This is a genomic window from Streptomyces sp. NPDC058221 (assembly GCF_042882365.1).
Lineage (GTDB): Bacteria > Actinomycetota > Actinomycetes > Streptomycetales > Streptomycetaceae > Streptomyces.
In genome coordinates this window covers 14,334-36,418 of record NZ_JBHVWF010000086.1, presented here as the reverse complement: position 1 = coordinate 36,418, position 22,085 = coordinate 14,334, and the positions used below count along the sequence as shown (strand labels likewise).

16 protein-coding genes and 1 pseudogene are annotated in these 22,085 nt (G+C 70.8%); 12 read left to right on the top strand and 5 right to left on the bottom strand.

Going from position 1 to position 22,085, the window contains the following annotated elements:
- Positions 1 to 35 precede the first annotated feature (35 nt).
- Positions 36 to 596 carry an NADAR family protein gene (locus ACFVW8_RS24945; protein WP_389693595.1) on the bottom strand — a complete coding sequence of 187 codons (561 nt, stop codon included), beginning with the start codon at positions 594 to 596 and terminating at the stop codon, positions 36 to 38.
- 206 nt (positions 597 to 802) lie between these two features.
- Here ACFVW8_RS24945 and ACFVW8_RS24940 point away from each other — a divergent pair, with 206 nt between their 5' ends.
- The 8 genes and pseudogenes from ACFVW8_RS24940 to ACFVW8_RS24905 form a co-directional block, all read left to right on the top strand.
- A complete protein-coding gene (locus ACFVW8_RS24940) occupies positions 803 to 2,317 on the top strand; it encodes a gamma-aminobutyraldehyde dehydrogenase (RefSeq protein WP_389693593.1) in 1,515 nt (504 codons plus the stop codon).
- A 56-nt stretch (positions 2,318 to 2,373) separates the two neighbouring features.
- Entirely contained in the window at positions 2,374 to 3,624 is a 1,251-nt protein-coding gene (locus ACFVW8_RS24935; RefSeq protein ID WP_389693591.1) for a spermidine/putrescine ABC transporter substrate-binding protein, read from the top strand.
- 54 nt (positions 3,625 to 3,678) lie between these two features.
- A complete protein-coding gene (locus ACFVW8_RS24930; protein ID WP_389693589.1) occupies positions 3,679 to 4,827 on the top strand; it encodes an ABC transporter ATP-binding protein in 1,149 nt (382 codons plus the stop codon).
- On the top strand, positions 4,824 to 5,750 hold the full coding sequence (locus ACFVW8_RS24925; protein WP_389693587.1) for an ABC transporter permease: 927 nt from the start codon (positions 4,824 to 4,826) through the stop codon (positions 5,748 to 5,750). The genes ACFVW8_RS24930 and ACFVW8_RS24925 overlap by 4 nt, the downstream gene beginning before the upstream one ends.
- The gene (locus tag ACFVW8_RS24920) at positions 5,750 to 6,553 is read left to right on the top strand and encodes an ABC transporter permease (RefSeq protein WP_389693585.1); all 804 of its coding nucleotides are present in this window, start codon (positions 5,750 to 5,752) and stop codon (positions 6,551 to 6,553) included. The genes ACFVW8_RS24925 and ACFVW8_RS24920 overlap by 1 nt, the downstream gene beginning before the upstream one ends.
- Positions 6,554 to 6,576: 23 nt before the next feature.
- Positions 6,577 to 7,992, top strand: coding sequence for an NAD(P)/FAD-dependent oxidoreductase (locus tag ACFVW8_RS24915; RefSeq protein ID WP_389693583.1), 1,416 nt, complete (start codon positions 6,577 to 6,579; stop codon positions 7,990 to 7,992).
- A 138-nt stretch (positions 7,993 to 8,130) separates the two neighbouring features.
- Positions 8,131 to 8,589, top strand: a complete 459-nt coding sequence (locus ACFVW8_RS24910) for a hypothetical protein (RefSeq protein WP_389693581.1) — start codon at positions 8,131 to 8,133, stop codon at positions 8,587 to 8,589.
- A gap of 209 nt (positions 8,590 to 8,798) precedes the next feature.
- A pseudogene (locus ACFVW8_RS24905) lies at positions 8,799 to 9,872 on the top strand (chitinase); the annotation flags it as partial.
- On the opposite strand, the gene ACFVW8_RS24900 reads toward ACFVW8_RS24905, so the two are convergent.
- Both ACFVW8_RS24900 and gabT read right to left on the bottom strand, forming a co-directional pair.
- Positions 9,823 to 10,668 (bottom strand): phosphatase PAP2 family protein, encoded by an 846-nt coding sequence (locus tag ACFVW8_RS24900; RefSeq protein WP_389693579.1) that lies wholly within the window; start codon positions 10,666 to 10,668, stop codon positions 9,823 to 9,825. The pseudogene ACFVW8_RS24905 and the gene ACFVW8_RS24900 sit on opposite strands and share 50 nt — an antisense overlap.
- A 150-nt stretch (positions 10,669 to 10,818) precedes the next feature.
- Positions 10,819 to 12,159, bottom strand: a complete 1,341-nt coding sequence (gene gabT, locus ACFVW8_RS24895; RefSeq protein WP_389693577.1) for a 4-aminobutyrate--2-oxoglutarate transaminase — start codon at positions 12,157 to 12,159, stop codon at positions 10,819 to 10,821.
- Positions 12,160 to 12,429: 270 nt separating this feature from the next.
- Between gabT and ACFVW8_RS24890 the strand changes: the two genes are divergently transcribed.
- The 3 genes from ACFVW8_RS24890 (at position 12,430) to ACFVW8_RS24880 (ending at position 18,257) form a co-directional block, all read left to right on the top strand.
- On the top strand, positions 12,430 to 14,910 hold the full coding sequence (locus tag ACFVW8_RS24890) for an ATP/GTP-binding protein (protein ID WP_389693575.1): 2,481 nt from the start codon (positions 12,430 to 12,432) through the stop codon (positions 14,908 to 14,910).
- 132 nt (positions 14,911 to 15,042) lie between these two features.
- Positions 15,043 to 16,608: a PucR family transcriptional regulator gene (locus ACFVW8_RS24885; protein WP_389693573.1), complete on the top strand. Its 1,566-nt coding sequence runs from the start codon at positions 15,043 to 15,045 to the stop codon at positions 16,606 to 16,608.
- 203 nt (positions 16,609 to 16,811) lie between these two features.
- Complete coding sequence (locus tag ACFVW8_RS24880) at positions 16,812 to 18,257, top strand: aldehyde dehydrogenase family protein (protein WP_389693571.1); 1,446 nt, start codon at positions 16,812 to 16,814, stop codon at positions 18,255 to 18,257.
- A gap of 52 nt (positions 18,258 to 18,309) precedes the next feature.
- Here the strand turns inward: ACFVW8_RS24880 and ACFVW8_RS24875 are convergent, their stop codons facing one another.
- The gene (locus ACFVW8_RS24875) at positions 18,310 to 19,029 is read right to left on the bottom strand and encodes a class F sortase (RefSeq protein WP_389693569.1); all 720 of its coding nucleotides are present in this window, start codon (positions 19,027 to 19,029) and stop codon (positions 18,310 to 18,312) included.
- Positions 19,030 to 19,138: 109 nt separating this feature from the next.
- On the bottom strand, positions 19,139 to 19,588 hold the full coding sequence (locus tag ACFVW8_RS24870; protein ID WP_389693567.1) for a hypothetical protein: 450 nt from the start codon (positions 19,586 to 19,588) through the stop codon (positions 19,139 to 19,141).
- A gap of 481 nt (positions 19,589 to 20,069) precedes the next feature.
- Here ACFVW8_RS24870 and ACFVW8_RS24865 point away from each other — a divergent pair, with 481 nt between their 5' ends.
- Positions 20,070 to 22,016 (top strand): acyl-CoA dehydrogenase family protein, encoded by a 1,947-nt coding sequence (locus ACFVW8_RS24865; RefSeq protein WP_389693565.1) that lies wholly within the window; start codon positions 20,070 to 20,072, stop codon positions 22,014 to 22,016.
- Positions 22,017 to 22,085: the final 69 nt, after the last annotated feature.

Below are 22,085 nucleotides of genomic sequence, written 5' to 3'. Positions count from 1 at the left end.
GCGGTGGGACGCGATCCCGCCGCACCACGGGCCGTTCATATGGCCGCCGCCCGGGCGCGCAGCTCGGCCCGCGCGTCCATCAGCGCGAACCCGAGCAGATTCAGCCCCCGCCAGGTCGCCGGATCCTCCGCACGCGGATCGTCCGCCGCCAGTCCGATGCCCCAGATCCTGTCCATCGGACTCGCCTCGACCAGCACCCGCTCGCCCGTGCGCAGCAGGAACTCCCGCAGTGCCGCGTCCTGCCCGAACTTGTGGACACTGCCCCTCACCACGAGCCCGTACCGCTCGCGCTCCCAGACGGCCTCGTCGAATCCGCGGACCAGCCGCCCCGTCCTCTTCGCCGCGGCCGGGCTCTTCGCCGCCACCGCACGGGTCTCCGCCTCCGCGTCACCGAACAGTCGCGCCTTGCCGGCCATCATCCAGTGCTCGGCCGACGCGTACGTCACCCCGTCGACCGTGAACGGTGACGGCCACCACTGGCTGAGGCAGCTCGCCCCGATCGCCCCGTCGGCGCGCGGCCGGTGCCCCCAGAACCTCAGGTACTTCACCTTCTTCCCCCGGCGAGCCCGAGCCAGGAGGTCGTCCATGTGTTCCATGACACGGGAGTCTGGCATCCGCCACTGACACTACGTACGGGGATTTCCGCACCGACACGACACATGGTCGACAGATTCCGTTGCGTAACCAAAAGGCAACAACGGAATCACTTGTTGGGCCGGGTCCCCTCTGTCAGGATCGGCACTCAAATCGAGCAGAAGCTACGCCGCCCCGCCCTGCGGGGACAGCGGCGGAGGAGAGCGTGATGGGCAACAGCTTCCAGGTACAGGACCGCTTCGCGGACGGCGCGCAGTACATCGGCGGAAGACTGCGGCCCGGCACATCGGGACGCAGGCACGACGTGGTGAACCCGGCCACCGGCAGGACCGTCTACACCTACGAGCTGGCCGGCACCGCCGATGTCGACGCGGCCGTCGCCGCCGCGCGCGCCGCCTTCCCCGGCTGGTCGGGGGCCACCCCGGCCGAGCGGTCCGAGGCGATGCACCGGTTCGCCGCCGTCCTCGCCGCGCAGGCCGGCGACTTCGCGTACGCCGAGTCCCTCCAGTGCGGCAAGCCGGTCAAGCTCTCCACCGAGTTCGACGTGCCGGGCACGGTCGACAACGCCTCCTTCTTCGCGGGCGCCGCCCGTCATCTGGAGGGCAGGTCCGCCGCCGAGTACGACGGCGACCACACCTCGTACGTACGGCGTGAGGCGATCGGTGTCATCGGCTCCATCGCCCCCTGGAACTACCCGCTCCAGATGGCCGCCTGGAAGGTTCTCCCGGCCGTCGCCGCGGGCAACACCATCGTGCTGAAGCCCGCCGAGATCACCCCGCTGACCTCGCTGATGTTCGCGCAGGCGGCCACCGAGGCAGGCATCCCGGACGGTGTCATCAACATCGTCACCGGCGCCGGCAAGGACGCCGGCGAACACCTCGTCGGCCACCCCGACGTCGTGATGACCTCGTTCACCGGCTCCACCGCAGTCGGCAAGCGCGTTGCCGAGATCGCCACCTCCACCGTCAAGCGGCTCCACCTCGAACTCGGCGGCAAGGCACCCTTCGTGGTCTTCGACGACGCCGACCTGGAGGCCGCGGTCAACGGAGCGGTCGCCGGATCCCTCATCAACACCGGCCAGGACTGCACCGCGGCCACCCGGGCCTACGTCCAGCGCCCGCTGTACGACGCCTTCGTACAGGGCGTCGCCGAGCTGATGGAGACCGTCCGGCTCGGCGACCCGTTCGCCCCGGACACCGACCTCGGCCCGCTGATCAGCCACGCCCAGCGCGACCGGGTCGCGGGATTCGTCGAACGGGCCCGCGCGTACGCCACCGTCGTCACCGGCGGTGAGGCCCCCGGCGGCGAACTGGCCGACGGCGCCTACTACCGGCCGACGCTGATCGCCGACGCGGCCCAGGACAGTGAGATCGTCCAGTCCGAGATCTTCGGTCCTGTCCTGGTCGTGCTGCCCTTCGACACCGACGACGAGGGCATCGCGCTCGCCAATGACACCCCCTACGGTCTCGCCGCCTCCGCCTGGAGCCGCGACCTGTACCGGGCGGGCCGCGCCACCCGCGAGATCAAGGCGGGCTGCGTATGGATCAACGACCACATCCCGATCCTCAGTGAGATGCCGCACGGCGGATACAAGGCCAGCGGCTTCGGCAAGGACATGTCGTCGTACTCCTTCGAGGAGTACACGCAGGTCAAGCACGTGATGTACGACAACACCGCGGTCGCACGGAAGGACTGGCACCGCACGATCTTCGGGGACCGATAGGACCGCCCCATGGGATGGCCGGTCCGGCCGCACACCCACCCGAAAGGGCAACGCGCATGGAGCAGTACGAGCACGGGCGTCTCTCCGCGGCCCAGCTGGCCGCGATGCGTCGCACTCTGACCAGTGGCAGGGGAGCCCTCACCCGCCGATCGCTGCTGCGCGCCTCCGGCACCGGGGCGCTCGCAATCGGCGGACTGGGCGCGCTGAGCGCGTGCGGAATCCCTCCCGCGAAGCGGGAGGAGGACGCCGCCGCGGCCTCCGACGACCACTCGGCCCAGGAGAAGCAGGTCAACTTCTCCAACTGGACCGAGTACATGGACGTCACCGACGACGGCAAGCACCGGCACACCCTGGAGCAGTTCACCGAACGCACCGGGATCAAGGTCAAGTACACCGAGGACATCAACGACAACGTCGAGTTCTTCGGCAAGATCAAGCCGCAGCTCGCGGCCGGCCAGGACACCGGAAGGGACCTCATCTGCGTCACCGACTGGCTGGCCGCCCGCATCGTCCGCCTCGGCTGGGCACAGAAGCTCGACGCCTCGAACCTGCCGCATGCCTACGCCAACCTCTCGGCCCAGTTCCGCTCCCCGGACTGGGACCCCGGCCGCGCCTACTCCTACCCCTGGGCCGGCATTCCCGCCGTCATCGCCTACAACTCCAAGGCGACCGGCGGCCGCAGGATCGACTCCGTGAGCCAGCTGCTCGACGACCCGAAGCTCAAGGGCAGGGTCAGCTTCCTCTCGGAGATGCGCGACTCCATCGGCATGACCCTGCTCGACATGGGCAAGGACCCCGCCACCTTCACCGACGCCGACTACGACGCCGCGATCGGCCGGCTCCAGAAGGGCGTCGACCGGAACCAGATCCGCCGCTTCACCGGCAACGACTACACCGCGGATCTCGACAAGGGCGACATCGCCGCCTGCGTCGCCTGGGCCGGCGACATCATCCAGCTCCAGGCCGGCAACCCGGACATCAAGTACGCCATCCCGGCCGCGGGCTACGTCATATCCAGCGACAACCTGCTGGTCCCGGTGAAGGCACGGCACAAGACCAACGCCGAGAAGCTGATGGACCACTACTACCGGCCCCCGGTCGCCGCCGAACTCGCCGCGTACATCAACTTCGTCTGCCCGGTCGACGGCGTCCGCGGGGAACTCGCCGGAATCGACCGGTCGATGGCCGACAACCCGCTGATCCTCCCGGACAAGAAGATGGCCGCCGCCTCGCACGCCTTCCGCTCCCTCACCGCCGAGGAAGAGACGGCGTACGAGGAGAAGTTCGCCAAGCTCATCGGCGCCTGACCGCCGCACCCTCCCTCCCCTGATCTGACTCTGACACCACTGGGACTGCGATCCATGACACAGCAGCAGACAGGCGGCGACGTCCGCCTCACCGGGATCAGCAAGACGTACGGCTCCTTCGCCGCCGTCCAACCGCTCGATCTGACCGTCCCGCAAGGCTCCTTCTTCGCGCTGCTCGGCGCGTCCGGCTGCGGCAAGACCACCACCCTGCGGATGATCGCGGGCCTGGAGGAGGCCACCACCGGCACGGTCACGCTCGGCGGCCGGGACATCACCGGCCTTCCCCCGTACAAGCGGCCCGTGAACACCGTCTTCCAGAGCTACGCGCTCTTCCCGCACCTCGACGTCACGGAGAACGTCGCCTTCGGACTGCGCAGGCGCGGCATCAAGTCGGTCAGGAAGCAGGTCGACGACATGCTGGAACTCGTCCAGCTCGGCGACTTCGCCCGGCGCAAACCGCACCAGCTCTCCGGCGGCCAGCAACAGCGCGTCGCCGTTGCCCGCGCGCTGATCAACCACCCTCAGGTGCTGCTCCTCGACGAGCCGCTCGGCGCCCTCGACCTCAAGCTGCGCCGCCAGATGCAGCTCGAACTCAAGCGCATCCAGACCGAGGTCGGCATCACGTTCGTCCATGTCACCCACGACCAGGAGGAGGCCATGACCATGGCCGACACCGTCGCGGTGATGAACGCGGGCCGGGTCGAGCAGCTCGGCGACCCCGCCGACCTCTACGAGAACCCGCGGACGACGTTCGTCGCCAACTTCCTCGGCACGTCGAACCTCATCGAGGGCGAAGTCGTCTCCACCGGCACGGACATCGTCGTATCGGCCGGCGGCGGGAAGCTGCGGCTGCCCACCGACCGCTGTCCGGCGCCGACCGCGAACGGCGGCAGGCTGCTCCTCGGCATCCGCCCCGAGAAGATCTCCCTCGCGCACCGTGACGACGCGGACGCGATAGCGGAGGGCCGCAACCGGGTCACCGGACGGATCGTCGACTCCAGCTTCATCGGTGTCTCCACGCAGTACGTGGTGGAGAGCCCGGCAGGCAAGTCGCTCCAGGTGTACGAGCAGAACGTCGAGAGGCGCGCGCGACTCGTTACCGGGGCCGAGGTCGTCCTGCACTGGAACCCGGCCCACACGTTCGGCCTGGACGCCACCCAGGACATCGACGCCGGTGTGGAGACGGTGGAGGACGCGGCGTGACCGTCACCCAGGAGGCGCCGCCCGCTCCCGCCGAGGAGCCGAAGGTGCGCAAGCCCTCCACCCGCAGGCGCCTGGTTCCCTACTGGCTGCTGCTGCCCGGCATCCTCTGGCTCGTCGTCTTCTTCGCGCTGCCGCTGATCTACCAGGCGTCGACCTCCGTGCAGACCGGGTCCCTGGAGAAGGGGTTCGAGGTCACCTGGCACTTCCGCACGTACTGGGACGCGCTGGCCGACTACTACCCGCAGTTCATCCGGTCCCTGCTGTACGCGGGCACCGCGACGATCCTGTGCCTGCTGCTCGGCTACCCGCTCGCCTACCTCATCGCGTTCAAGGCGGGCCGCTGGCGCAACCTGGTGCTGGTGCTGGTCATCGCCCCGTTCTTCACCAGCTTCCTGATCCGCACCCTCGCCTGGAAGACGATCCTCGCGGACGGCGGCGCCGTCGTCGACGTACTGAACACCCTGCACGTCCTGGACGTCACCAGCTGGCTCGGCTGGACCGAGTCCAATCGGGTGCTGGCCACGCCGATGGCGGTGGTCTGCGGTCTCACGTACAACTTCCTGCCGTTCATGATCCTGCCCCTCTACACCTCGCTGGAACGGATCGACGGCCGGCTGCACGAGGCGGCCGGGGACCTGTACGCCACTCCCGCCACCACCTTCCGCACGGTGACGTTCCCGCTCTCCATGCCCGGCGTCGTCTCCGGCACCCTGCTGACGTTCATCCCGGCCAGCGGTGACTACGTCAACGCGGAACTGCTGGGCTCCACCGACACCAAGATGGTCGGCAGCGTCATCCAGACCCAGTTCCTGCGCGTCCTCGACTATCCGACGGCGGCCGCGCTCTCCTTCATCCTGATGGCGGTCGTTCTGATCGCGGTCACCCTCTACATCCGCCGCTCCGGGACGGAGGACCTGGTCTGATGCCCGTACTGCGCCGGCTGCGACGCCATCTGGTCGTCATCGCGGGTCTGCTGACCCTCGCCTACATGATCCTGCCGAACATCGTCGTGATGGTGTTCTCCTTCAACAAGCCCAACGGGCGGTTCAACTACTCCTGGCAGCGCTTCTCGGTGGATGCCTGGAAGGACCCCTGCGGAGTGGCCGACATGTGCGGCTCGCTCTCGCTCTCCCTCCAGATCGCCGTCTGGGCCACGGTCGGCGCGACCGTGCTCGGCACGATGATCGCGTTCGCCCTGGTCCGCTACCGCTTCCGGGCGCGCGGCGCGATCAACTCGCTGATCTTCCTGCCGATGGCGATGCCCGAGGTCGTCATGGCCGCCTCACTGCTCACGCTGTTCCTCAACATGGGCGCGCAGCTGGGCTTCTGGACGATCCTCATCGCGCACATCATGTTCTGCCTCAGCTTCGTCGTGACGGCCGTCAAGGCCCGGGTCATGTCGATGGACCCCCGGCTGGAAGAGGCGGCGCGCGATCTGTACGCCGGGCCCGTGCAGACCTTCCTGCGGGTGACCCTGCCGATCGCGGCCCCCGGGATCGCCGCGGGAGCGCTGCTCGCGTTCGCGCTCTCCTTCGACGATTTCATCATCACCAATTTCAACGCGGGCTCGACCGTGACCTTCCCCATGTTCGTCTGGGGATCGGCACAGCGCGGCACGCCCGTGCAGATCAACGTCATCGGTACGGCGATGTTCATCATTGCGGTACTGGTGGTTCTCACCGGCCAGCTGATCGCGAACCGGCGGAAGAACAGCGCACGACCCTGAAAGTCCCTAAGGAGTTGGAAACCATGGCCCCAGCCGCCATGCGCACCTCTGCCCGATCCCTCGCCGACGCGAAGCCGGTCTCGTTCTGGCTGGACGACCCCGGCAGGCCCGACGCGCTCCCCGCGCTCACCGGCGACGAGCACTGCGATCTGCTCGTCATCGGCGCCGGCTACAGCGGACTGTGGACAGCGCTGCTCGCCAAGGAACGCGAACCGGAACGCGATGTCGTACTGATCGAGGGGCACGAGACGGGCTGGGCCGCCTCGGGCCGCAACGGCGGATTCTGCGCCGCCTCCCTCACCCACGGGCTGCCCAACGGACTGGAGCGCTGGCCCGACGAGATCAGGAAGCTGGAGGATCTCGGCGCGCGCAACCTCGACGCCATCGAGGAGGCGGTCGCCCGCTACGCCATCGACTGCGAGTTCGAGCGCACCGGTGAGATCGATGTCGCCACCCAGCCCCACCAGCTCGATGAGCTGCGGGAATGGCATCAGGAAGCCGAGCGGCACGGTTTCGGCGGGGTGGAGTTCCTCGACCGGGACGCCCTTCGCGCAGAAGTCGACTCACCGACATTCCTGGGCGGCCTCTGGGACCGGCGCGGGGTCGCCATGCTGCACCCCGCGAAACTCGCCTGGGGCCTGAAGCAGGCCTGTCTCGACCTGGGTGTGCGGATCTACGAGCACACCCGCGGGCTGGAGCTGGTCAGAACCGGAACCGGAATGGCGGTCCGTACCCCGTACGGGAAGGTCCTCGCCCGCCGGGTCGCCCTCGGCACCAACATCTTCCCCTCGCTCGTGAAACGGGTACGCCCGTACACCGTCCCGGTCTACGACTACGCGCTGATGACCGAGCCGCTGACCGCCGATCAGCTCGCTGCCATCGGCTGGAGCAACCGGCAGGGTCTCGGCGACAGCGCCAATCAGTTCCACTATTTCCGGCTCTCCGCGGACAACCGGATCCTGTGGGGCGGATACGACGCGATCTATCCGTACGGGGGCCGGCTCAGCGCCGATCTCGACCAGCGTCCGGAAACGTTCCTGAAGCTCGCCGGGCAGTTCTTCGCATGCTTCCCGCAATTGGCGGGAGTGCGGTTCAGCCATGCCTGGGGCGGCGCGATCGACACCTGCTCACGCTTCTCCGCATTCTTCGGCACCGCCCATCGGGGCCGGGTCGCCTATGCGGCCGGATACACCGGACTCGGCGTCGGGGCCACCCGGTTCGGCGCCGACGTGATGCTGGACCTCCTCGCCGGTGAGCGGACGGACCGGACGGCGCTGGAGATGGTGCGCAGCAAGCCGATGCCGTTCCCGCCGGAGCCCCTCGCCTGGGCCGGGATCGAGCTGACGAAGCGCTCCCTGGCCAGGGCCGACACCCACGGCGGCCACCGCAATCTGTGGCTGTGCACGATGGACCGCATGGGGCTCGGCTTCGACAGCTGAGCGGCAGCTCCGCCGCCGCGTGACCCAGTTCACTACCGATTGGTAGCCGAACCCGCGTAATGGATCGGCCCGACCCCGCTCTCTCCCGTGAACGCACCGGCAACTCCCTGCCGGTGCGATACGGAATGGAGGCGGGTCATGACTGGCTCGGGAGTCAAGGCAGCAGTCGAGTGGCTCGCGTCGGTGGCACCGGACCCGGACGCCTGCCGGTGGGAGTGGGAGCGCAATCCGCAGGGGATCGCGCTCCTTCCTGCGGGCAAACGCTGGGACGTGCTGATCCTCCCGGGGGAGCTGGGCTATCCGACGCTCGACGTGCTCACCCGGCTCATCGACCGGCCGGGGCCGGTCCTCTCGGACTTCGGCGAGGCCCGCATGGGCTTCTTCGTGCCGCCGGGCACCGTCAACCGCTGGATCGGGACGGGCGTCCGGGGCGCCGGCCGGGGCACCTGGATCGTGGTGCCCTACCCGGGACGGGCCGCCGGCGGGGTGCGGTGGCTGATCCCGCCGGACGGATCGGGCACGCTCACCGACGCGACCCTGCTGGAACTGGCGATGCACGAGGCCGCGGGAGGAGCGGCGTCGGGGGAGCGGGATTAGGGGCTCGGACGTCAGAGGCCTTGACAACCGGATTGGTCTGGACCATGTTGTGCGCGCCACACTCAATTCCCCCTTGCACGGAGGCCGTTGTGGAACATACGGGACCCCACGCCCGCATTACCGGACTTCTGGCCGCCTTCACGGCGGCCCTGCTGGCCGTCGGCGGCCTGGCCGCTTCGGTGCCGAGCGCCGCGGCAGCCCCCACCAAAGCCCCCACCAAAGCCACTGCCGGGACCGGGAGCAGCAGGGAGGCCGGAACCTCGGACCTGCCGGCCCACGCACTCGTCGGCTATCTGCACTCCAGCTTCGCCAACGGCTCCGGCTACACGCGAATGGCGGACGTGCCCGACTCCTGGGACGTCATCGACCTGGCCTTCGGGGAGCCGACCTCCGTCACCTCGGGCGACATCCGCTTCTCGCTCTGCCCGGCGACCGAGTGCCCGGGCGTCGAGTCCGAGGCCGACTTCAAGGCGGCCATCAAGGCCAAACAGGCCGCGGGCAAGAAGGTCCTGATCTCCATCGGCGGCCAGAACGGACAGGTGCAGCTCGCCACCACCGCCGCCCGCGACACCTTCGTCTCCTCGGTCAGCAAGATCATCGACGAGTACGGCCTGGACGGCCTCGACATCGACTTCGAGGGCCACTCGCTCTCGCTGGACACCGGCGACACGGACTTCCGCAGCCCCACCACTCCGGTCATCGTCAACCTGATCTCCGCGGTGAAGTCGCTCAAGGCCAAGTACGGCGACACGTTCGTCCTCACGATGGCCCCCGAGACCTTCTTCGTGCAGCTCGGCTACCAGTACTACGGCTCGGGCCCGTGGGGCGGCCAGGACCCGCGCGCCGGCGCCTATCTCCCGGTGATCCACGCCCTGCGCGACGACCTCACCCTGCTGCACGTCCAGGACTACAACTCGGGCTCCATCATGGGCCTGGACGACCAGTACCACTCGATGGGCGGCGCCGACTTCCACATCGCGATGACCGACATGCTGCTGGCCGGCTTCCCGGTGGCGGGCGACCAGACCAAGGTCTTCCCCGGGCTGCGCCCCGACCAGGTCGCGTTCGGCCTGCCGGCCTCCACCCAGGCGGGCAACGGGTACACCTCGCCCGCCGAGGTCACCAAGGCGCTGAACTGCCTGACGAAGAAGACCGACTGCGGCTCGTACGCCACCCACGGCACCTGGTCCGGGCTGCGCGGTCTGATGACCTGGTCGGTCAACTGGGACGGCTTCAACAACTGGGAGTTCTCGAAGAACTTCGACGCGTACTTCGGCGGCTGAGCCACAGAGGGAGGAGCAGCAGCCCGCACAGGAACCAGCTGCCCAGCACGTCCAGCGGCCAGTGATAGCCGCGCAGCACCAGACCGATGCCCGTCGCCACCGTCACCAGGACGGCGGCGACGGGCATCATCCAGGCGACGGGCATCATCCACGGTCGCTTCACCGGTCGCTCCACCCGCGGGGCGAGCAGCAGCGCCGCGGCCCCGTACGCCACCGCGGCGGTCGCCGCATGACCCGACGGGTAGTAGCCGGTGGCGTCGGTCAGCGGCCCGGGGCGGGCGATCCAGTCCTTGAGCGGTACGACGAGCAGCGGCACAGCGGCCATCGTGAGCGCGGCGACGAGCGGTGTCCGCCGCGCGCCGCGCACCAGGGACCAGGCGATCGCGCAGCCCAGCACCGGGAGCGCGACCTGCATATTGCCGAGATCGGCGAGGAACTCGGTGAGTCCCGCGGGGCCGCGGCCGACCAGCGCCCGCCCGGTGCGCTCGTCGAGGCCGCGCAGCGGGCCGTCGGCCGCGATCTGCCAGGTGGTGAGCGCGAACAGGGCCAGCAGGCCCGACACCACGGAAAAAAGAAGAGCCGTCCGTCCCGGAACAGGGGGGATTGTTCCGGGACGGACGGTCGGACCGGTGTGCCGCGCGCCCCGGGGGGTGTGGGGCGGGCGGCCATCCGATCCGTGAGGAGTTCCGGAGCCCGAGGCTCCAGTGGTGTGCGCGAAGGCACAGCCAGGACGGTGCTGGGGGAGCTCCGACCCGGAGTCGCCCGCAGTCCCCAGCGGGCGGGGTGTTTCTCTCATCTGCGGAAACCGTACGTCAGGCAATGGGGAGACCGACAGCGGGAACGGTATCCCGCCATCGCCCCCGCACACCTTCTTCACAGGCCCACACGCGGGGTCCGGGCATCCCCGGAGGAAACGCCGCGCGCCGCCTTACGGGGCCGCGCCGGATCAGATCCCGGCGAAAGCCCGCTCGATGACGTCGAGGCCCTCGCTCAGCAGGTCCTCGCCGATCACCAGCGGCGGCAGGAAGCGCAGGACGTTTCCGTACGTGCCACACGTGAGGACGAGGACGCCCTCGGCGTGACAGGCCTTCGCGAGCTGCGCGGTGGCCTCCGGGTTCGGATCCTTCGTACCGGACTTCACCAGCTCGATCGCGATCATCGCGCCGCGGCCCCGGATGTCACCGATGAGGTCGCCGTTCGGCAGCTTCGCCTGCATCTCGGCGAGCCGGCCCTTCATGACCTCCTCGATGCGCTTCGCCTTCCCGTTCAGATCCAGCTCGCGCATCGTCTCGATCGCACCGAGGGCGCCGGCGCAGGCGACCGGATTGCCGCCGTAGGTGCCGCCGAGGCCGCCGGAGTGCGCGGCGTCCATGATCTCGGCGCGGCCGGTGACCGCCGAGAGCGGGAGGCCGCCCGCGATGCCCTTGGCGGTGGTGATCAGGTCCGGGACGATGCCCTCGTCCTCGCAGGCGAACCACTGGCCGGTGCGGCAGAAGCCGGACTGGATCTCGTCTGCGACGAAGACGATGCCGTTGTCCTCGGCGAACTGCGCGATGGCCGGCAGGAAGCCCTTGGCCGGCTCGATGAACCCGCCCTCGCCGAGCACCGGCTCGATGATGATCGCCGCGACGTTGTCCGCGCCGATCTGCTTGGTGATCTCGTCGATGGCCTGCGCGGACGCCTCGGCGCCGGCGTTCTCCGCACCGGTCGGCCAGCGGTAGCCGTACGCCACCGGGACCCGGTAGACCTCGGGGGCGAACGGGCCGAAGCCCTGCTTGTACGGCATGTTCTTCGACGTCAGCGCCATCGTGAGGTTGGTCCGGCCGTGGTAGCCGTGGTCGAACACGACCACGGCCGTGCGCTTGGTGTACGCGCGGGCGATCTTCACGGCGTTCTCGACGGCCTCGGCGCCCGAGTTGAACAGCGCCGACTTCTTCGCGTGGTCGCCGGGCGTCAGCTCGGCGAGCTGCTCACAGACCTCGACGTACCCCTCGTACGGAGTGACCATGAAACAGGTGTGGGTGAAGTCGGCGAGCTGCGCGGACGCGCGGCGCACCACGGCCTCGGCGGACGCGCCGACCGACGTCACCGCGATACCGGAGCCGAAGTCGATCAGCCGGTTGCCGTCCACGTCCTCGATGATTCCGCCACCGGCACGGGCGGTGAACACCGGCAGGGTGGAGCCCACCCCTGCGGCGACCGTCGCGAGGCGGCGGGCCTGCAGCTCCACCGACTTCGGGCCGGGAATGGCAGTGACGACGCGGCGCTCCTGCGGAATTGCGGTCATGAGGGGCTCCTGGGGGTGCTTCGGACGTTGTCTTTCGGACGCTTCTCTTTCTGCAGGCTAGGGGCGGGGACGGGGCGCGGGCATGCTCCGATCGGGAGTGATGGAGGGCGTGTCCTTGTCCGCGAAGGACAGAAGACGGACGCAGGACGGCACCGGTCCGTCGCGGCCCCGGGCCCGTCACCATCCGGGCGCGTTGCTGAACTCCCCGTGTCCGCGCACTAGATTGGCCGGTGCAGCGGTCGGACCTGGCTGGTCAGGGGGCAACGGTTCATGGACAACGAAGGCACGCACGCCCGGGGCGCGCGGGGCGCGCAGCCGCCCGACGGCCGGCCCGGGAGCTCCGTGCCGCGCCCGGCGGGTCCGCCCCCGGCGATCCCGCCCGGTCCGCCGCCCGTCGCCCCGCCGGCGTTCCCCCCGACCGTCCCGCCGCCCGCGGTGGAGCCCTACGCCCTGACACCGCCCGGCCGGCACCGCACGACGGGGACCGCGCCGCCGACGGCCGACTGGCTGAACGCGCCGCGCCCCGACAGCGATCCGGGCGTGTGGCGCTACGCCTATGTGCCGCGGCCCGCCGAACGCGCACCGCGCCCCTCCCTGGTGGGACCGGCCGCCACACTGATCCTCTGGCTCCTGCTCTGGCTGCTGCTCACCGAGCGGGCCGTCCCCTACGTGTTCAAGCCGATCGAGATCATCACCGGACCCGAATGGTGGGCGTTCGGCGGCCTCCGGGACGACGCACCGCCGCTGGTGGTCAACTCCACCACGCTCTACTACCAGGTCCTGGTCCTCGCCCTGGGCTTCTGGGCCGCCCGGATCGGCGGCTGGGCGCGGCTCTTCCGCTACTACGCGGGCGAACGCCTGGACCGGGCCAGGTTCGTGGTCTCGGCGGCCGGCGCCCTGCTCACCGTCTGGCTCGTGTGGACCCGGCGGGTGCCGCTGGCGGACGTGCTCCTGCCCGCGGTGCCCACCAGCTGGATGCAGGGCGGCGGCAACCAGTACGCGGCCCTGTTCGTCTCGATCGTGCTCTACGCGCTGATCGGCACCGCGATCGTGTGGCCGTTCGCCAGGACCGGCCAGTGGTCGACGGAGCTGGGCCCCTTCCTGGCACGCTTGCGGAAGCAGGAACCGGAGCAGCCGCAGGCCGCACCCGCGCAGACCAGGACGGCTCCCGCGCAGGCCGGGCCGGCTCCGGCGGACTGGCCCGAGCTGCGGGCCGCGGGCCGGGTGGACGCCGCGGAGGCGCTCACGGCGGCCGTACGCACCGGCCGGATGAACGACGTGGACTGCGTACGGCTGCGCCATGCCTGGGCCGTCGCCCGGACCCGCCCCGACCGCCTCGAATCCTTCACCGAGACCGTGCTCCGCAAGGGCGCGGGCGCCTATCTGCACCCCTCGGGCCACCGCGACCTGCCGCTGCGCACCGCCCCGCACGACCCGCTCACGGGCCAGGTCCGCATCGGTGACTGCGCGGACGACCCGCGCAACCCCTATCCGCGCCGCGGTTCGGGCATGGCCCTGGAGCCCGCGTCACTGGGAACATCACTCCTGGCGGTGGGGCCACCGGGTTCGGGAAAGACCGCCGGGGTGGTCCGGCCGGTCATCGAGTCCCTCGCCATCAGGGCGCTCACCGGACAGGCGGCGGTGCTCGCCGTCGGCGGAGCGGGCGCACAGCTGGGCCCCGACGACGCCTACGACGTCGTCGTCAGGATCGGTGACCCCGCCTCCGTGCACGACTTCGACCTCTACGGCGGTACGACCGATCCGGACGAGGCCGCCATCGCCCTCGCGGAGGGACTGGCCGGCGACATCCCCGGCCTGGACAGCCGCCGCGCGGGCACCGTCCTCGGCCAGCTGCTCGGCCCCTACCGCACCGTCCACGGCACGTTCCCCGGCGTACCCGAACTCCGTGAACTCCTCGAAGGCTCCGTCACCGCACTGGCCGGCCTGCGCCAGGCCCTGGAGGCGGGCGGCCACCACGCGATGCTGCGCGAGCTGGACGCCCGGGCCCGGCAGGCGGGCGGCGCGGGGGATCCGGCCGCCGTCCTCGCCGACCGGATCGCCGTCCTCGACCGGCCGGCCTTCGCCGGATTCTTCTCCACCGGTGAGGACGCCCGGCCGTTCTCGCTGCGGTCCCTGGAACAGCACCCGCTGCGGGTCCGCATCGATCTGCCGGAGCGGGCGCACGCCGAGGCCTCCCGCGTGCTGGCCCGCCTCGTCCTCGCCCAGTTCAACGCGGTCACCGCGGCCCGTTCCGACCGCTCGCTGTTCATCTGCCTGGTCCTGGACGACGCCACCCACGCCGTCACCGCCGAAACCGTCCGGGGCATCCGGCGGCTGCGGTCCGTCAACGCGGGCGCGGTCCTCGCGCTGCGGACCCTGGACGACGTGCCCGAGGCCCTGCACACCGCCCTGCTCGGGTCCGTCGGCTGCAACATGGCCTTCTCCGGCGTCTCCACCTGGGACGGCAAACGCTTCGCCGAGGTGTGGGGCAAGGAGTGGGTGGAGGTCCGGGAGGTCGCCCAGCACGGTGTCTTCGCCGACCAGCCGCTCACCCGAGCCCTGCACGCCCTGCGGAAGCTGGCCACCGGCAAGGCCGTGACCACCGACGCCGTGACCGTGCGCCAGGTCGAGCGGGAACGCTGGTCGGCCTCCGGTCTGGCCTACGAACTGCCGGCCGGTCACGCGGTGCTCTCCCTGACCACGGTCGAGGGCGAGCACGCACCCCCGCTCCTGGTGACGCTGGGAGGCTGAAGGGTCACGCGGGAGCAGCGGGACGCGGGGGCCGAGAGCGGTTACGAGAACCCTGCCGCCCTGGCAGAATCGATGGCAGCCGTTCATACGGGACGGCGAAATCGACGCCCCCTCCCAAAGGTCGCCCGTCCCATGCCACCCACTCTCGCCTCGCTCGTCCAGCACTCGGCGCTCAAGCTCACGGTCCGTGCGGGGGCGGACCGGCTCGGCGTGCCCGTGCGCTGGGCGCATGCCAGCGAGCTGGCCGACCCCGTCCCCTACATGGAGGGCGGTGAGCTGCTGCTGGTCACCGCGACCAATCTCGACGCCGAGAGCCCGCAGGCCATGCAGCGGTACGTACGGCGGCTGGCCGGCTCCGGGGTCGTCGGGATGGGCTTCGCCGTCGGCGTCAACTACGACGACGTACCGAAGGCGCTGGTCGACGCCGCCGAGGAGGCGGGGCTGCCGCTTCTAGAAGTGCCACGCCGCACCCCGTTCATCGCCATCGCCAAGGCGGTCTCCTCGGAGATCGCCGCCGACCAGTACCGGGCCGTCACCGCCGGCTTCGAGGCGCAGCGGGAACTCACCAGGGCGGCGCTCGCCGGGGACGGCCCCGGTGAACTCCTCACCCGGCTCGCCGCTCACGTCGACGGCTGGGCCGCGCTGTACGACACCTCCGGAGCGGTCGTGGCCGCCGCTCCCGACTGGGCAGCCCGCCGCGCCGCCCGGCTCACCCCGGACGTGGAACGGCTGCGGGACCGCCCGGCCCCCGCCAGCGTGGTCGTCGGCGGTTCCGACGACCGGGTCGAGCTCCAGTCCCTGGGCACCGGCCGCCGGGCCCGCGGCGCGCTCGCCGTCGGCACCGGCGCCGCGCTCGGCACCGCGGAACGCTACGCGGTGCACTCGGCGGTCGCCCTGCTCACCCTCACCACCGCCCGCTCCCGCTCGCTCCAGGGCGCCGAACAGCGGCTCGGCGCGGCGGTGCTGCGCATGCTGCTCGCCGGGCAGCCCGACCACGCACGCGGCGTCGCCGGGGATCTGTACGGCGGTCTGCTGGACGCGCCCTTCCGGCTGCTCATCGCCGAGGTCTCCGAATCCTCGACCACGGCGCAGCTCGCCGAGGCGATGGAGACCGCGGCCGCCCGGTCCGGCGAGACCGTGCTGATGGTGCCCGAGGGCGAACGTCTGGTCGTCCTGGCCGCCGACGGCGGCGCCGCCGTGGCCGCCTGCGCGGCCTACGCCGACGCCCAGGAGGAACAGCCGGCGCACGAGCCCGCGGAGGACACCGACGTGGTCGTGGGCCTGTCCGCCCCCGCCGGACCGATCGCTGTCTCCGTCGCGTACAAACAGGCCGAGCAGGCCCTGTCGGTGGCCCGCCGACGGGGCAGGGCGCTGGTCGAGCACGAGGAGCTGGCGGCCGGTTCGGTGGTCCCGCTGCTCGCGGACGACGCGGTGCGGGCCTTCGCGGACGCCATGCTCCGAGCCCTGTACGAGCACGACACCAAGGGCCGCGGCGACCTGGTGGCCTCCCTGCGGGCCTGGCTCGCCCACCACGGCCAGTGGGACGCCGCAGCGGCGGACCTGGGCGTGCACCGGCACACCCTGCGCTACCGGATGCGGCGGGTGGAGGAGATCCTGGGCCGTTCGCTGGACGATCCGGACACCCGGATGGAACTCTGGCTGGCCCTCAAGGTCACCAACCCTCCGGCGGTGCCGTAGATCCGGCTGGCCCTCAAGGTCACCAACCCTCCGCCGTGCCATAGATCCGGACCGAAGCGGTCCGGTCCCGCCCCGGCCGGTTCATCCGACAAACCGGAGCGCCGCGGAGCGCCTCTGCTCCACGCCGGACAAACGCCGGGCGAAGGGTGCGGCCCTACGGTGGGGGACGGCACACCCCACGACATCGAAGGGCCGGAACCTCCATGACCTCCACCCACGCCTTCTGGCTGGCCGGCCGCCCGACCACCGGCGAGGAAAGCTTCGACGTCACCAACCCCTGGGACGGCCGTCTCGTCGGCACCGTCGGCGTGCCGACCGAGGCCCAGGTCGAGGAGGCGGTCGCCGCCGCCCACGCCGTGCGCGACGAGTTCGCCGCGACCCCGGCCCACGTCCGGGCCGCCGCGCTCGACCACGTCGCCCGCCGGCTGACCGAGCGCACCGAGGAGATCGCTCAGCTGATCTCCGCCGAGAACGGCAAGCCCGTCAAGTGGGCCCGCGGCGAGGTCGGCCGTGCCGTCTCGGTGTTCCGCTTCGCCTCCGAGGAGGCCCGCCGCTTCAACGGCGGCGACGCCCAGCGCCTCGACACCGACCCCGGAGGCACCGGCCGTCTCGGTCTGACCCGGCGCTTCCCGCGCGGCACCGTCCTCGGTATCGCCCCGTTCAACTTCCCGCTGAACCTGAGTGCCCACAAGGTCGCCCCGGCCATCGCCGTCGGTGCCCCGATCATCCTCAAGCCCGCCCCGGCCACCCCGATCTCCTCGCTGATCCTGGGCGAACTGCTGGCCGAGACCGACCTGCCGGCCGGCTCCTGGTCCGTGCTGACGGTCCCCAACGACCGGATGCCCGCCCTCGTCCAGGACGAGCGGCTGCCCGTGATCTCGTTCACCGGCTCGGCCCCGGTCGGCTACTCGATCATGGACTCGGTGCCGCGCAAGCACTGCACCCTGGAGCTCGGCGGCAACGGTGCGGCGGTCGTACTCGGTGACTACGCCTCCGAGGAGGACCTGGACTGGGCGGCGACCCGTATCGCGACCTTCTCCAACTACCAGGGCGGCCAGTCCTGTATCTCGGTGCAGCGCGTCATCGCGGACGCCGCGGTCTACGACCGGCTGCTCCCGAAGATCGTCGCGGCGGTCGAGGCCCAGGTCACCGGCGACCCGTCCGACGCCGCCACCGACGTCGGCCCGCTGGTCAACGAGGACGCCGCCAAGCGCGTCGAGTCCTGGGTCGACGAGGCCGTACAGGCCGGCGGCAAGCTGCTCACCGGCGGGAAGCGCGACGGCGCGACCTACGCGCCGACCGTCCTCACCGAACTCCCCGCCGGCGTCAGCCTCTCCTGCGAAGAGGTCTTCGGACCGGTGCTCTCGGTACAGAAGGTGGACGGTGAGGCCGAGGCGTTCACCTCCGTCAACTCCTCCAAGTACGGCCTCCAGGCAGGCGTGTTCACCCACGACCTGCAGACCGCCTTCCGCGCCCACCGCGCGCTGGAGGTCGGCGGCGTGATCATCGGCGACGTCCCCTCGTACCGTGCGGACCAGATGCCGTACGGCGGAACCAAGCAGTCCGGCGTCGGCCGGGAGGGTGTCCGGTACGCCATGGACGACTACACCTACGAGCGGGTCCTGGTCCTCACCGGCCTCGCCCTGTAGGCGGCGGACGAGCGGCCGGAGCCCACACTGTGCGGGGGCTCCGGCCGTTCAATCATTCCGCCCCGGCGGTGGAGTCCCCGCGGGTGAGGTGGGCGGTGACGACGACGTTGCCCTTGTACTGCCGGCGCTGTTCGTCGAAGCCGCCGCCGCAGGTGATGAGCCGGAGCTCGGGCCGTCCGGTGTCGCCGTAGACCTTGTCGTTCGGGAAGTCGCTCGCGCTGTAGACGTCGATGCTGTCGATCGCGAACTGTGCCGTCGAGTCGTCGGCGCGCAACACCTTGATGGTCATGCCGGGTTTCAGGGCACCGAGGTCGTAGAAGACGGCGCGGCCGGTGGGGACGTCGACATGGCCGGCGATGATCGCGGTTCCCTGCGAACCGGGCGTGGGCCCCCGCCCCCACCAGCCGGCCAGGTTCTTGTCCTTCTCCGGCGGAGCCGCCAGGCGGCCGTCGTCCCCGAGGGCCAGCTCCATGAGCGGGGCGTCGACCCGGATCGTGGGGATCTGCACCCGCAGCGGCGCTGATGCGGACATCGGGGGAGCGGCGTCGTGCTCGCCCCCCGCTTCACGGCTCGCGGAGGAGCCTGTGTGGGCCTGTTCCGGCTGGGGAGGGCCGATGGGCGGCCGGCCGACGGCGGTGAGAACGACGATGGCGACCGCGGCCATCAGCAGGCACAGCTCCCAGGGAAACCGCCACCTGATCGGGGGGCGCTCCGGGTGGCGGCCGGCCCTTCGGGCGGGCGCGACACCGGTGTTCCTGTCCCAACTGTCCATGATCCCACCTCTGTTCGTCACCGCACACACTCGAACCGACCGAACGCGCCGTGCGCCGCCCCGCCGGGGGCGTTCCCCTCGGCAGGGCGGCGCACGGGACTGCGGGGTGTCAGTGCTGACGGCCGCTGCGGCGTCGCACCGCGAACCCGGCGGCCGCAGCGAGGGCGAGGCCGCCCGCGGCAGCCAGGGCAGGCAGCGCGGCAGGGTCGGTGCTGGTGGATCCGGTACCTGTGTGGACGGCACCGCTCGGCTTCGTCGTCGGCGTCGTCGGCGCGGGCTTCACGGTCGTGTCACCACAGATCCGCTGGGCCTCGGAGGCCGCGGAGTCGGCCTTCTGCTTGAGCTGGTCGACGTTCTGGCTCTCGGCCTGGCCCGGGTGTCCGCCGGCGTCGATTTCCTTCTGATAGTCGGCGAGAGCCGCCTTGTAGTCGGACTCCGCCTGCAGGGCGGCCGCGGTGGCCGGGTCGCACTGAGTGTCTGAAGCCGAGGCCATCGGCGCGGCGAACAGGAGAGCGGTGCTGGCCAGGACGGTGCCGGTGGCTATCTTCAGCGAACGCATCAGGGCTTCCTCCATCAACAACAGCAGCTACGGCGCACGTTGCGCCGTCGGGAAACCGCCGTGTCCTCATGCAAGGGGCTGTGCCCGACAGCTGCAGGGTGCAGGCACCTGTGCGGCGGCCCCATTCCGGCGCCGTTCAAAGGCTCTTCACCGGGAACCGGCAGCTCACGACGGTGCGTGTGGTACATCCGGGTGAAGCCGCGAAATACTGCGCTGAACGGGGTCCGGGCCACCTGCCGCGGCTTTCCCGCCGAGGTCCCGCCGCCCTCGTTCCGGCCCTTCCGGCATTCCGCGAGCGGGGCCGGTCACTGGAGTGGCAGCCGACCCGATCGGCGCCCCGAGGATGGTGGCAACGGCAGGAATCGGGTACATACGGAACGAGTAGAACCGGTTCGATACGCAGCGGCGGGCCCGTACCCGGGCCGTCCGTGGATCCGCCGGGACCACCCACCCGACGACGACGCGGCGAGGTGAGCTCCTCATGTCCGCACCATCCGCACAACAGCACACGCCCAAGGTCTCCGAGCGCGAAGCGCGCCAAGTGGCCGAGGACGCGCGTGAACGGGACTGGCACAAACCCAGTTTCGCCAAGGAACTCTTCCTGGGCCGCTTCCGCCTGGACCTGATCCATCCGCATCCGCTGCCGTCCGGTGAGGACGTCCGGCGCGGCGAGGAGTTCCTCGCCCGGCTGCGCGAGTTCTGCGACACCAGGATCGACGGCGCCCTGATCGAGCGCGAGGCCCGGATCCCCGACGAGGTGGTCAACGGCCTGAAGGAACTCGGCGCACTGGGCATGAAGATCGACGTGAAGTACGGCGGTCTCGGCCTGACCCAGGTGTACTACAACAGGGCCCTCGCCCTGGTCGGTTCCGCCAGCCCGGCGATCGGCGCCCTCCTTTCCGCCCACCAGTCCATCGGCGTGCCCCAGCCGCTGAAGACCTTCGGCAGCCAGGAGCAGAAGGACACCTTCCTGCCCCGGCTCGCCCGCAGCGACATCTCGGCGTTCCTCCTCACCGAACCCGACGTCGGGTCCGACCCGGCACGCCTCGCCACGTCCGCCGTCCCGGACGGCGACGACTACGTGCTGGACGGGGTGAAGCTGTGGACGACCAACGGGGTCGTCGCGGACCTCCTCGTCGTCATGGCCCGGGTCCCGAGGTCCGAGGGCCACAAGGGCGGCATCACCGCCTTCGTGGTCGAGGCCGGCTCACCGGGCATCACCGTGGAGAACCGCAACGCCTTCATGGGCCTGCGTGGCCTGGAGAACGGCGTCACCCGCTTCCACCAGGTCCGCGTCCCCGCGGCCAACCGGATCGGACCGGAGGGCGCCGGGCTCAAGATCGCGCTCACCACGCTCAACACCGGCCGGCTCTCGCTGCCCGCCATGTGCGTCGGCTCCGGGAAATGGTGTCTGAAGATCGCCCGGGAATGGTCGGCGGTCCGCGAGCAGTGGGGCAGGCCGGTCGCCCGGCACGAGGCCGTCGGCTCGAAGATCGCGTTCATCGCCGCGACCACCTTCGCCCTCGAAGCGGTCGTCGACCTCTCCTCCCAGATGGCCGACGAGAACCGCAACGACATCCGGATCGAGGCCGCGCTCGCCAAGCTGTACGGCTCCGAGATGGGCTGTCTGATGGCCGACGAACTCGTCCAGATCCGCGGCGGCCGGGGCTTCGAGACGGCGGACTCCCTCGCCGCACGCGGCGAACGGGCCGTCCCCGCCGAGCAGATGCTCCGGGACATGCGCATCAACCGGATCTTCGAGGGCTCGACGGAGATCATGCATCTGCTGATCGCCCGGGAGGCCGTCGACGCCCACCTGAAGGTCGCCGGGGACATCATCGACCCCGACAAGCCGCTCTCCGCCAAGGCGAGGGCGGGCGCGAACGCCGCGGGCTTCTACGCCCGGTGGCTGCCCAAGCTCGTCGCCGGGCCCGGGCAGCTCCCCGGCACCTACGCCGAGTTCCACCCGGCCGGCCACGCCGATCTGTCCGGACACCTGCGCTACGTGGAACGCTCCTCGCGCAAGCTGGCGCGCTCGACCTTCTACGCCATGTCGCGCTGGCAGGGCCGGATGGAGACCAAACAGGGCTTCCTCGGCCGGATCGTGGACATCGGCGCGGAACTCTTCGCGATGAGCGCCGCCTGTGTCCGGGCCGAACTCCTGCGCAGCGGCGACGACCACGGCCGCGAGGCCTACCAGCTCGCCGACGCCTTCTGCCACCAGTCGCGGGTCCGGGTCGAGGAACTCTTCACCAGGCTGTGGTCCAACACCGACGATCTGGACCGGCGCGTGGTCGACGGCGTTCTCACGGGCACGTACACCTGGCTGGAGGAGGGCATCGTCGACCCGAGCGGCGAGGGCCCGTGGATCGCCGACGCCACCCCCGGCCCCTCCACCCGGGACAACGTCCACCGGCCGATCCGCTGAGCCCTGACGCCGGACCCGGCGGGGGGGGGGCGCCCGCCGGGGGGGGCCCCCCCCCCCCGTTCGCCCGTT